Below are 11,539 nucleotides of genomic sequence, written 5' to 3'. Positions count from 1 at the left end.
TGGCGTCAGGCCGCGCGCAGGTACTGGTCGGGCCAGCTGGCGTCGGCGCCGAGCTTGGCCGCGGCCTGGAGCGGCCAGTACGGGTTGCGCAGCAGTTCCCGGCCGAGCAGCACCAGGTCGGCCTCGCCCTCGGCGATGATCGCCTCGGCCTGCTCCGGCTCGACGATCAGGCCGACCGCGCCGGTGGCGACCCGCGCCTCGCGGCGCACCCGGGCGGCCAGCGGCACCTGGTAGCCACGGCCGACCGGGACGTTGGCGTTCGGCGACGCCCCACCCGAGGAACAGTCGACCAGGTCCACCCCGGCGGCGGCGAGTTCGGTGGCGAGCGCGACGCTGTCGTCGACCGTCCAGCCGCCCTCGACCCAGTCGGTGGCGGAGATCCGGGCCAGCACCGGCACGTCCGCGCCGACGGCGGCACGGACCGCGCGGGCGACCTCCAGGGTCAGCCGCATCCGCCCGGCTCGGTCCCCACCCCAGCCGTCCGTGCGGTGGTTGGTCAGCGGCGACAGGAACTCGTGCAGCAGGTAACCGTGCGCGGCGTGCACCTCCACCGCGGCGAAGCCGGCCTCCACCGCCCGCGCGGCGGCGGCCCCGAACGCCTCGATGACGGCGGCGATCCCCGCCTCGTCCAGGGCGGTCGGCACCCGGTATTCGGGCACGAACGGCTCGTCGGTGGGGCCGACCGGCACCCAACCGCCCTCGGCGTCGGGCACCCCGCCCCGGCGTGGGTCCCACGGCCGGTACGTCGACGCCTTGAACCCGGCGTGCGCGAGCTGCACCACCGGCACCGCGCCGTGCGCGGCCAGGAACCGGGTCACCGGACGCCAGGCGTCGACGTGCCGACCGGACCACAGGCCGGTGTCCTGCGGGCTGATCCGGCCCTCCGGCAGCACGGCGGTCGCCTCGGTCATCACCAGCCCGGCCCCACCGACGGCGCGGGTGCCGAGGTGCACCAGGTGCCAGTCGGTGGGCAGGCCGTCGGGGCCGGCAGTGTACTGACACATCGGCGCCAGAGCGATCCGGTTGGGCAGGGTCACCGCGCGCAGCGCCAACGGCGTGAACAACGAACTCATGGACCCATCCTCTCCTCAGGGCCGCAGCACGGACGACGCCCGTAAGGAGTGATACCCACGACAACCATTGCGGTTGCCGCCGACGCCACACGGTTCGCGGGCCGTGAGTTTGCGGTGTCCAGTCGCCACCGGAGGCACATGGTCGAGTAGCCGTCATGTCACACGGACATAAATATGTCTGTGTGACATGACGGCTTCCATGAGAGCGACCCGCAATAGGGCGGGGGGCGGCTGGGGCGGGCCCTGGGCCGGAGGCCGGGCGATCACCACGTCCGCAACCGGCCCGTCGCACAGGGCACCGCAACTCGCGGTCTCAACCGGCCCGGAAACCCCAACATGCCGCAACCCGCGCCGTCCAAGGACGGGATACGCCGACATGCCGCAACTCGCGCCCGCCTCGGGCACCCGAACACCCCGAGATGCCGCAACCCGCGCCGTCCACAACCTCAGGCAGAGCGGCCACCACGTCTGGATCTAGCCGCCACCGCCTATTGCCGGTCTCGCTGAGTAGCGCTTCCCCGGCCGGCCAGTCCGAGACCGATCCTCGCTTGTGAGAAGCATGTCTCACCTGGCCGAATCACGCCGCAAGGCGGGCAGGGTCAGCAAGGCGGGCAGGGTCAGGAGGCTGTGGCGGGCTTTCTAGTGGGGTTGGCCGAGGTGGGGCCGTGCGTGGGGCGGCGGGTCAGGACCTGGGGGCCGGAAGCCGTGATGGCGACGGTGTGTTCGGAGTGGGCGCTGCGGGAACCGTCGGCAGAGCGGATCGTCCAGCCGTCGGCGTCGAACTTGATTTTGTCGGTGGAGCGGCAGAACCAGGGCTCGATGGCGATGGTGAGGCCGGGTTGGAGTTTCAGGCCGCGGCGGGCGCGGCCGTGGTTGGGTACGTGCGGTGCCTCGTGCATGGTGCGGCCGATGCCGTGGCCGCCGAACTCGGCGTTGACGCCGTAGCCGTAGTTGTGGGCCACCTCGCCGATCGCGGCGGAGATGTCGCCGAGGCGACCGCCGGGCTGGGCGGCGGTGATGGCGGCCTCCAGTGCGACCTCGGTGGCCTCGATCAGCTTCAGGTCGGCCGGGTCGGGGGTGCCGACGATGACGGAGAGTGCGGAGTCGGCGACCCAGCCGTCGATGCCGACCGCCATGTCGATGCTGAGCAGGTCGCCGTCGCGCAGGACGTAGTCGTGCGGCAGGCCGTGCAGCACCGCGTCGTTGACCGACAGGCACAGCACGTTTCGGAACGGGCCGCGGCCGAACGAGGGAGCGTAGTCCCAGTAGCAGGATTCGGCGCCGCGTTCGGAGATCCGGCGGCGGGCGTGGTGTTCGAGGTCCATCAGGTTGACGCCTACTGCGGCGACGTCGCCCAGCTCGGCGAGCAACTCGCCGACGAACTGACCGGTCACCGCCATTCGGCCGATTTCCTCGGTCGACTTGAGCTCGATCACGCAGCCTCCCCTCCGGATGCGGTATTTTTATACCACGCGAGTCGGGGCTGCTCCGGAGGGATATCCTGCTGGCATGGTTCGCCAGCCACTCACCGCCGAACAGATCGCAGCGGGCCAGCGCCTCGGAGTCGCCCTCCGGGCCGCGCGGGCGGGCCGCAGCCTCGTCGAGGTGGCCCTGGCGGCCGGCATCTCTCCCGAGACGCTGCGCAAGATCGAGGCGGGCCGTCTTCCCGCACCGGCGTTCGGCACTGTGGTCCGCCTCAGCCAGGCCCTCGGCGTTCCTCTCGGTGACCTGGCCGACGTCTGGCTGGCCGACACACCCCTGCGCCACGCGTCCTAGCGACCAGCCGCCCTAGCCGGACGAGGGCGGCAAGCGGGTGTCCCGTGCCGCGCAACGTGACGTGGCGGTGGCCAGACCCCAGCCGGCCGCCACCGCCAGCAGCAGCCGCTCCAGCACCCCGACCAGCGAACCCCGGCCGACGAACAGCATGGCCAGGCCGACCGCGCCCGCGAGCGGCAGCGCCAGCACCATCGCGACCGCGGCCACCCGGCGCAGGGTGCGGCCCGCCGCCGGGGCCAGGGCGATCACGATCATGGCTAAGACCACGGCGGCCGTCGCGGCGACGCTCGCCGCACCGTGCACCAGGTCGGCCACGGTGGCCCGTTCGAACGGCGGCAGCGGGCAGCCCGCGCTGCACGTCACTGCCCCGGACAGGAACGTGGCCATACCGCCCGCCACGAGCAGCACCGCCGCGATCCGCAGCCCGTTGTCGCCGCGCCACAGGGCATTGCCGCGCCACACTCCGCGGCCGCCTTGGTCCGCACCGCCGCGCCATCCGCCGCCGGGGTGCAGCGCGGTGGCGAGCAGCAGCAACGCCGTGGCCAGGGCGAAGACCCCGATGCGGTACGTCCAGGCGTACCCGCTGTCGGCGACACCGGCCTCGCTGACGTACCCGGTCAGACCCGGACCGGGACCGGCGACCACGGCGAGCGTCACCAGAGCCGTGCCGACCAGCGCACCGAGCGCCGCGCCCCCGGCGGCGATCCGCGACGCAGCCCCGCCTCGCGGAGCGGTCCCGGCCTGCGGAAACGGCCCGCCCCGCGCCACGGCCCCGCGCCGCCGTCCGTGCGCCGGTGTCCGTCGATTCGCGGTGGGTGGTTCAGCCACGCCCATGCGGCGTCGTCCAGCCGTGCAGGTCCGGGCCGAGCGGCACGATCCCGGTCGGGTTGATCTCGCGATGGGTGGCGTAGTAGTGCCGCTTGATGTGGTCGAAGTCGACGGTCTCGCCGAGGCCGGGAGTCTGGAACAGATCCCGCGCGTACGCCCAGAGCACCGGCATCTCGGTGAGCTTGCTCCGGTTGCACTTGAAGTGTCCGTGGTACGCCACGTCGAAGCGGACCAGGGTGGTGAACAGCCGCACGTCCGCCTCGGTGATGGTGTCGCCCATCAGGTAACGCCGGCCGGACAGCCGCTGCGACAGCGCGTCCAGCCGGGCGAACAGCGTCCGGTACGCCTCGTCGTACGCCTGCTGCGAGGTCGCGAAGCCGCAGCGGTAGACGCCGTTGTTGACGTCGGCGTGGATCTCGGCCATCAACGCGTCCATCTCCGGACGCAGCTCGACCGGATAGAGGTCCGGCGCGTCCGGGGCGTGCAGCCGCCGCCACTCGGTGGACAGGTCGAGGGTGAGCTGCGGATAGTCGTTGGTGACCACCCGTCCGGTGACGGTGTCCACCAGCGCGGGCACGGTGACCCGGCCGGCGTAGTCGGGGTCGGTGGCCAGGTACGCCTCGGACAGGAAGCCGATGCCCAGCACCGGGTCGAAGCCGTCCTGGTCGAGGTTGAACCGCCAGCCGCGCTCGTCGCGGATCGGGTCGACGGTGCCCAGCGAGATGGCGTCCTGCAGTCCGAGCAGGTTGCGTACGATCAGCGCCCGATGCGCCCACGGGCAGGCCCGGCACCAGATCAGCCGGTAGCGTCCCGGCTCCAGCGGCCAGCGGTCCTGCTCGTCCGGCCCGCCTCCCGGCGGCGAGGTCGAGTGCGGGGTGACCCGCCCGGTGAACCGGTTGGGCTGCCGGACGAACGCGCCGCCGTCGCTGGTCTCCGCACTGAACTGGGCTCGTGCCATGCCGACAACCTATCGCCGATCCGGCGGCGATATCCTGGCCGCCGGCCGTCCCCGTGGAACCGGTGGACGCCGCCCCCGACCTTCCCACCCCCGAAGGACTCGCGATGACCGTGGCATACCTGGTGGCCGGTGTCCGCACCCCGATCGGCCGGTACGCCGGTGCGCTGGCCGGCGTACGCCCCGACGACCTGGCCGCGCACGTCATCCGCGAGCTGGTCGCCCGCCACCGGACCGTGGACTGGTCGCGTACCGACGACGTGATTCTCGGCTGCGCCAACCAGGCCGGCGAGGACAACCGCAACGTGGCCCGGATGGCGGCGCTGCTCGGCGGGCTGCCCGAGGAGGTCTCCGGCAGCACCGTCAACCGGCTCTGCGGCTCCGGCCTGGACGCGTTGGCCACCGCCGCCCGCGCCATCGTCGCCGGAGAGGCCGACCTGATCGTCGCGGGCGGCGTGGAAAGCATGAGCCGGGCGCCGTTCGTCGTGCCGAAGGCGACCACCGCCTTCTCCCGGACCGCCGGGATGTACGACACCACGATCGGCTGGCGGCTGGTCAATCCGCTGATGGAGCGGGGTTGGGGCATCGACTCGATGCCGGAGACGGCCGAGAACGTCGCCGCGGAGTACGGCGTCGACCGGCTCGCCCAGGACGAGTTCGCGTACCGCTCGCAGCTGCGTGCCGCCAAGGCCCAGACCGACGGCCGGTTCGCCGAGGAGATCGTGCCGGTGACCGTGCCGGCGGGCCGGGGCGAGACGCGGCTCGTCGAGATCGACGAGCACCCCCGGCAGACCTCGCTGCAGAAGCTCGCCGCGCTGCCCACCCCGTTCCGGGACGGCGGCACGGTGACCGCCGGCAACTCCTCCGGCGTCAACGACGGCGCGGTGGCCCTGTTGGTCGCCTCGGAGGCGGCGGTCGCGGCGTACGGGCTCACCCCGCTGGCCCGGGTCACCGGCGCGGCCACCGCCGGCGTGCCGCCCCGGGTGATGGGCATCGGTCCGGTCCCGGCGACCCGCCGGCTGCTCGACCGACAGGGGCTGACCCTGGCCGACCTCGACGTGATCGAGCTGAACGAGGCGTTCGCCGCCCAGTCCGTCGCGGTGCTGCGGGAACTGGGGTTGCCCGCCGACGTCGAGCACGTCAACCCGAACGGCGGCGCCATCGCCCTGGGGCATCCGCTCGGGGCCAGCGGCGCGCGGCTGGCGCTCACCGCCGCACTGGAACTGCGCCGCCGGGGTGGGCGGCGGGCGCTGGCCACCATGTGCGTCGGTGTGGGGCAGGGCATCTCGCTGCTGCTGGAGGCGGCCTGACCGGCCCGGCCGGAAGCGTCCGGCCGGATCTCCCGTCGCGTGAGGTGGCGGCCTAGAGTGGGCAGCGTCACACGATCCGCGGCGACGACTTGGGGTGCACCAGTGCAGATGCCGGACGGACTTCCCACCGAGATCGACCTCTCCCGGCCCAGCGCGGCCCGGGTGTACGACTACTTCCTGGGCGGTGCCCACAACTTCGAGATCGACCGGCAGTTGGCCGAGCAGATCGCGGCCATGACGCCGAACCTCCCGGCGACCATGCGGGCCGGGCGGGACTTCCTGCGCCGTGCCGTGCGGGTGCTGCTCGACGCCGGCGTCGACCAGTTCCTGGACATCGGCTCCGGCATTCCCACCGTGGGTAACGTGCACGAGGTCGCCCAGGCCGCGAACCCGAAGGCCCGGGTGGTCTACGTCGACATCGACCCGGTGGCGGTGGCGCACAGCCGGGAACTGCTGACCGACAACGACCTGACCGGCGTCATCCACGCCGACCTGCGCGACCCGGAAGGGATCCTGGCCGAGGCCCGCCGGCTGGATCTGCTCGACTTCGACCGGCCGCTGGGCATCCTGCTGGCCGGCGTGGTCCACTTCGTTCCGGACGCCGACCGTCCCGCAGACATCATGGCGATCCTGCGGGCCGCCGCCGTGCCCGGCAGCCATCTGGTCATCTCCCACTCCACCTTCGAGGACCAGCCGCAGGAGATGCTGGACGCGCAGCGACTGTCGGCGCGTACCGCCACCGAGATCACCCTCCGCTCGCGCGCCGAGATCACCGGCTTCTTCGGCGACTGGACGCTCGTCGAGCCGGGGGTGGTGCACATGGAGCTGTGGCGCCCCGACTCGCCGTCCGAGGTCGCCGCCGACGCGCAGCGGTTCGGGGCCTTCGGCGGCGTGGCCCGGTACGACCGGCCCGCGGACTGACCGATGTCCGGGGTCGACGCAGCCGGCGGGAACGCCGTCGACCGGTCCGGTGCCCAGCGCTACGCGGCCGAGTGGGCCCGGGCCGTACGCCGGCTCGGATTCGTGCCGTTGAGCGCGGCCGAGACCGAACGGTTGCTGCTGGCGCAAACCCTCCGGCTGGCCGACGCCCTGCTCGCCGACGAGCCGGTGGCGTCGGTGGCGGAGGAGGTCGGCCGGGCCATGGTCGAGACGAACCTGACCGAGCCGGCAATGATCGAATGGTCGGTACATGCCCTCGCCGACCGGTTTCCGGCCCGGGTGCTCTGCCGGCGAGCCGGGTCCGTCGAGGCAGCCGGGCCCGCCGAGGTGGCCGGGTCCGCCGAGGTGGCCGGGCCCGCCGAGGTGGCCGGGTCCGCCGAGGTGGCCGGGCTCGGTGGGCGGATCGCGGCTGCGCAGGGCGGCCTGGCCGTTGGCTTCGCCCGGGCGCTGCGCGACCGCACCTTCGTCCACCAGGAGCGGATCGCCCGATCCGCGTGGCAGGCCCGGGACACCGTCGAACAGGCGTTGCGGGACAGCGAGGCCCGCTTCCGAGCCGTTTTCAGCGGGGCGGCGATCGGCATCGGCATCGCCGACGTCGACGGCAGCATCATCGACGTCAACCAGGCCTTCGCCGACATGCTCGGCTACCCGATCGAGGAACTGCGGCGGCTCGACGTCGCGTCGCTGTTCCACCCCGACGACGCGGCCGGGATGTCGGAACTCTACCGGGAACTGGTCGAGGACAAGCGCGAGAGCGTACGGGTCGAGCAGCGGTACCACCGCAAGGACGGCACTGCCGTCTGGACCGACCTGGCGGTCTCCCTGATCCGTCACGACGACGGGCGGCCCCGGTTCACCGTCGCCGTGGCGAAGGACATCACCGAGCGGTACGAACTCCAACGCCGGCTGCGCTTCCAGGCGCTGCACGACCCGCTCACCGATCTGCCCAACCGGACGCTGTTCTTCGAGACGTTGGGGCGGCTGCTGGGCTCGGCGGGCCGGGTCGGGCTCTGCTTCCTCGACCTCGACGGGTTCAAGGCGATCAACGACAGCCTCGGCCACGACCTCGGCGACCGGCTGCTCGTGGCGATCGCCCGACGGCTCGCCGGTTGCGTGGCGGAGCACGGTTACCTGGTCGCCCGGATGGGCGGCGACGAGTTCGTCATCCTGGTCGACGGCGACGCCGGGGTCGACGGCGTGATCGCGGTGGCCGAGGCGGTGCTGGCCGCGGTCTCCGCTCCGGTGTTCGTCGACGACCAGCAGCTCATGGTCTCGGCCAGCATCGGCATCGTCGACTCCGAGCACGTCGGCACCAGCGTGGCGGAGCTGATGAAGGCTGCGCACACCACGCTGTACTGGGCCAAGGCGCAGGGCCGGGGCCGGTGGGCGGTCTACGACCCGGAGCGCAGCGCCCGGGACATCGCCCGGTCGGCCCTGGTCGCCGGGCTGCCGGTGGCGCTGGATCGGGGCGAGTTCGTGCTGCACTACCAGCCGATCGTGTCGTTGTTGGACGGACGGATGCTGGCGGTCGAGGCGCTGGTCCGCTGGCAGCACCCGCAGCTGGGGCTGATCGGCCCGGACCGGTTCATCGGGCTGGCCGAGGAGACCGGCCTGATCGTCCGGCTGGGCGAGTGGGTGCTGCGCCAGGCCTGCCGGGACGCCCAGCGGTGGCACACCGAGTTTCCCGACGCCCGGCTGGTGGTCAGCGTGAACCTGGCCGCCCGCCAGGCCGACGCCCCGGCGATCGTGGACACCGTGGTCGACACCCTGGCCAGCAGCGGACTGCCGGCGGAACTGCTGCAACTGGAGCTGACCGAGAGCGCGGTGATGGGCTCCGCGGAAGAGCCGCTGCGGACGCTGTACCGGCTCGCCGCCCTCGGCGTACGGCTGGCGATCGACGACTTCGGCACCGGGTACTCGAACCTGGCGTACCTGCGGCGGCTGCCGATCACCTCCCTGAAGCTGGCCGCGCCGTTCGTCGAGGGCATCCGGGGCGACGAGCCGGACATCGCCGACCACCGCGACGAGCGGATCGTCGACGCCCTGGTGCGGCTGGCCCACGCGTTGGGACTCTGGGTCACCGCCGAGGGGGTGGAGACCGAGGTGCAGGCCGAGCGGCTGCGGGCGCTACGCTGCGACACCGCGCAGGGCCGCCTGTTCGGCCCACCCGAACCCGCCGACGCGATCAAAACCCGCCTGAACGGCGGGTAAGGCGGCGGGTAAGGAAGGGCCCCCTATTAACGCCTGCGGTAGAGGAAGGGCCCCTTCTTAACAACCGCAACGATCGGATGGGAAGCCGACGTGAGTCTGACAGAGACCGGCACGGTGGTGTCCGTGATCACCGCGTTGGCCATCCTCGCCGGGCTGGCCGGGGTGGTGGTGCCCGGCCTGCCGGCGCTGCCGCTGTGCTGGGGCGGCGTACTGGTCTGGGCGTTGTTCGGCGACGCCGGTGCCGGCCGCTGGCTGGTGCTCGCGGCCGCCACCGCGGTCGCCCTGGGGGGCACCGTGGTCAAGTACGCCTGGCCGGGCCGCAACCTCAAACGGGCCGGCGTACCCACCACCACGCTGCTCGTCGGGGCGTTGCTCGGCCTGGTCGGCTTCTTCGTCATCCCGGTCGTCGGGCTGGTCATCGGCTTCGTCGGCGGCATCTTCCTGATGGAACGGTTGCGGCTGGGTGACAGCGGGTTGGCCTGGCCGGCGACCAAGCGGGCCGTCGCCGCGGCCGGACTGTCGATGCTGATCGAGTTCCTCTCCGGGGTGATGATCGGTGTGCTCTGGCTGGCCGGCCTGGTGCTGACCTGAGGTGATCAGCGGGCGGCGCGGGGCGGAGTCAGGGCAGAGCGCGACGCCGTGCCCGAGAGAGAGGTGACGCTTCCCCGCGCCGCCGCGGCTGCCGGGCCGTTCCGAGGGCCCGGTCGGCCCGTCGCGATCGGGCCTGGTCACAAGCTCAAGAATGGGGTACGCCGGACCCTCCGGCAACGCAATTCCCCCGACCGTGGCACCCAGGTGGGCCCTGCACTGGGTGCACTTGTTGTCGCTCCCACAACAAGAAGTGCACCCAGTAGCGCGTTTCGCGCCGGCGAGATCAGTCGGCGGCCTCGCCGAACCACCGGGGCAGCTGGGCGAGCAGATCCTGCTGGTCGTCGCCGACCCAGGCCACGTGGCCGTCCGGGCGCAGCAGCACGGCGGGTACGTCCAGTTCCTCGCTGACGTCGACGGCGTGGTCGACCCGGTCGGCCCAGCCGGCGACCGAGAGCCGACCGGTCTGGTCGAGCAGCAGGCCACGGCCGGCGTGCGTCAGTTCGTAGAGGCGACCCCCCTTCAGGCGTACGTCGCGCATCCGTCGGCCGAGCAGGTCGTGCCCCGCGCCGAAGTCGTAGCGGACCCCGATCGCGGTGATCTTCTCGATCAGGTACCGGTTGACCTCCTCGAAGTCCATCAGCTCCGACAACAGCCGTCGCACCGCCAGCGGGCCCGGCTCGGTGGAAAGCAGCTCCATCTGCGCGCGGGTGTTGTGCAGCACGTCGGCGGCGACCGGGTGTCGTTCGGCGTGGTAGCTGTCCAGCAGCCCCTCCGGCGCCCAGCCCGCCACCTCGGCGGCGAGCTTCCAGCCGAGGTTGAACGCGTCCTGGAGGCCGAGGTTGAGCCCCTGCCCGCCGGTCGGTGGGTGGATGTGCGCCGCGTCGCCGGCCAGCAGCACCCGGTCGACCCGGTAACGCTCGGCCAGCCGGGTGGCGTCGCCGAAGCGGGAAAGCCAGCGCGGTGAGTGCACACCGAAGTCGGTGCCCGCGTACGCCCGTAGTTGCTGTTTGAATTCCGCCAGGGTCGGCGGGACCGCACGGTCGGCGGCCACCCCCTCGGCGGGCACGACGACGCGGTACACCCCGTCGCCGACGGGCCCGACGCCGAACCGCTTCTGGGTCGCGCGGACCTCGGTCACCACGGCGGCCACCGTCTCCGGCGGCACGGCCACCTCCATCTCGCCCAACAGGGTTTCGACCCGGCTGGGCTCGCCGGGAAAGCCGACGCCGAGCAGCTTGCGTACGGTGCTGCGTCCGCCGTCACAGCCGACCAGGTAGCGCGAGCGCAACCGGGTGCCGTCGGCCAGTTCCACGGTCACCCCGCCCTCGTCCTGGGCCAGCCCGACCAACTCGCCCCCGCGCCGGATCTCCGCGCCGACCTCGGCCGCCCGCTCGGCCAGCAGTCGGTCGGTGACGGTCTGCGGAATGCCGAGGACGTAACCATGCGCGGTGTCCAGCCGGTCGGGCGCGGGCTTTTCCATGGCGGCGAAGAAACCGCCGACCGGGTACCGCCGGCCGAGCGCGAGGAACCGATCCAGCAGGCCGCGCTGGTCCAGCACCTCGATGCTGCGTACGTGCAGGCCGAGCGCGCGGACGTACCGGGTCGGCTCGGTCTCCTTCTCCAGCACGAGCGTGCGTACGCCGTGCAGCCGCAACTCGCCGGCCAACATCAGACCGGTCGGCCCCCCGCCGGCAATGATCACGTCGTACATGCCGTACCCCCATTGTTTTTCGGTCAGTTGCTTATGTGCGATGCCGGCCGCGTGCTCTCGCGAGTTTGAATTCTGCAGGTCGCGGCGCTCCGGTCGCAGATTCTGCGGCATTACCCGGGTCTTGCCGCAAGGCCCCTGGTGCGGT

10 protein-coding genes are annotated in these 11,539 nt (G+C 72.4%); 5 read left to right on the top strand and 5 right to left on the bottom strand.

Annotated features, from left to right (window positions below; translation table 11 throughout):
* Positions 1-5: 5 nt before the first annotated feature.
* Together IEY61_RS10590 and map are read right to left on the bottom strand one after the other, a co-directional pair.
* The gene (locus tag IEY61_RS10590; RefSeq protein WP_189043044.1) at positions 6-1,073 is read right to left on the bottom strand and encodes an NADH:flavin oxidoreductase/NADH oxidase; all 1,068 of its coding nucleotides are present in this window, start codon (positions 1,071-1,073) and stop codon (positions 6-8) included.
* A 617-nt stretch (positions 1,074-1,690) separates the two neighbouring features.
* Positions 1,691-2,509 (bottom strand): type I methionyl aminopeptidase, encoded by an 819-nt coding sequence (gene map / locus IEY61_RS10585; protein ID WP_189043042.1) that lies wholly within the window; start codon positions 2,507-2,509, stop codon positions 1,691-1,693.
* Positions 2,510-2,582: 73 nt separating this feature from the next.
* On the opposite strand from map, the gene IEY61_RS10580 reads away from it, so the two are divergent.
* Entirely contained in the window at positions 2,583-2,849 is a 267-nt protein-coding gene (locus IEY61_RS10580) for a helix-turn-helix domain-containing protein (protein ID WP_189043040.1), read from the top strand.
* A gap of 12 nt (positions 2,850-2,861) precedes the next feature.
* Here IEY61_RS10580 and IEY61_RS10575 read toward each other — a convergent pair whose 3' ends face one another.
* Positions 2,862-3,677, bottom strand: coding sequence for a DUF998 domain-containing protein (locus tag IEY61_RS10575; RefSeq protein ID WP_373293132.1), 816 nt, complete (start codon positions 3,675-3,677; stop codon positions 2,862-2,864).
* A complete protein-coding gene (locus IEY61_RS10570) occupies positions 3,670-4,635 on the bottom strand; it encodes a glutathione S-transferase family protein (protein WP_189043036.1) in 966 nt (321 codons plus the stop codon). The genes IEY61_RS10575 and IEY61_RS10570 overlap by 8 nt, the downstream gene beginning before the upstream one ends.
* 104 nt (positions 4,636-4,739) lie before the next feature.
* On the opposite strand from IEY61_RS10570, the gene pcaF reads away from it, so the two are divergent.
* The 4 genes from pcaF (at position 4,740) to IEY61_RS10550 (ending at position 9,683) form a co-directional block, all read left to right on the top strand.
* On the top strand, positions 4,740-5,942 hold the full coding sequence (gene pcaF, locus IEY61_RS10565; protein WP_189043034.1) for a 3-oxoadipyl-CoA thiolase: 1,203 nt from the start codon (positions 4,740-4,742) through the stop codon (positions 5,940-5,942).
* Positions 5,943-6,044: 102 nt separating this feature from the next.
* Complete coding sequence (locus IEY61_RS10560; RefSeq protein WP_189043032.1) at positions 6,045-6,863, top strand: SAM-dependent methyltransferase; 819 nt, start codon at positions 6,045-6,047, stop codon at positions 6,861-6,863.
* Between the two features lie 3 nt (positions 6,864-6,866).
* Positions 6,867-9,092 carry a putative bifunctional diguanylate cyclase/phosphodiesterase gene (locus tag IEY61_RS10555; RefSeq protein ID WP_189043030.1) on the top strand — a complete coding sequence of 742 codons (2,226 nt, stop codon included), beginning with the start codon at positions 6,867-6,869 and terminating at the stop codon, positions 9,090-9,092.
* A gap of 90 nt (positions 9,093-9,182) precedes the next feature.
* Entirely contained in the window at positions 9,183-9,683 is a 501-nt protein-coding gene (locus IEY61_RS10550; protein WP_189043027.1) for a DUF456 domain-containing protein, read from the top strand.
* Positions 9,684-9,966: 283 nt separating this feature from the next.
* Here IEY61_RS10550 and rox read toward each other — a convergent pair whose 3' ends face one another.
* Positions 9,967-11,394, bottom strand: coding sequence for a rifampin monooxygenase (gene rox, locus IEY61_RS10545; protein WP_189043329.1), 1,428 nt, complete (start codon positions 11,392-11,394; stop codon positions 9,967-9,969).
* Positions 11,395-11,539: the final 145 nt, after the last annotated feature.

Source organism: Micromonospora sonchi, assembly GCF_014646235.1.
In the GTDB taxonomy this organism is placed as follows: Bacteria; Actinomycetota; Actinomycetes; order Mycobacteriales; family Micromonosporaceae; genus Micromonospora; species Micromonospora sonchi.
Note: the sequence above shows the minus strand (reverse complement) of the source record. Positions and strands in the feature narration are given on the sequence as shown.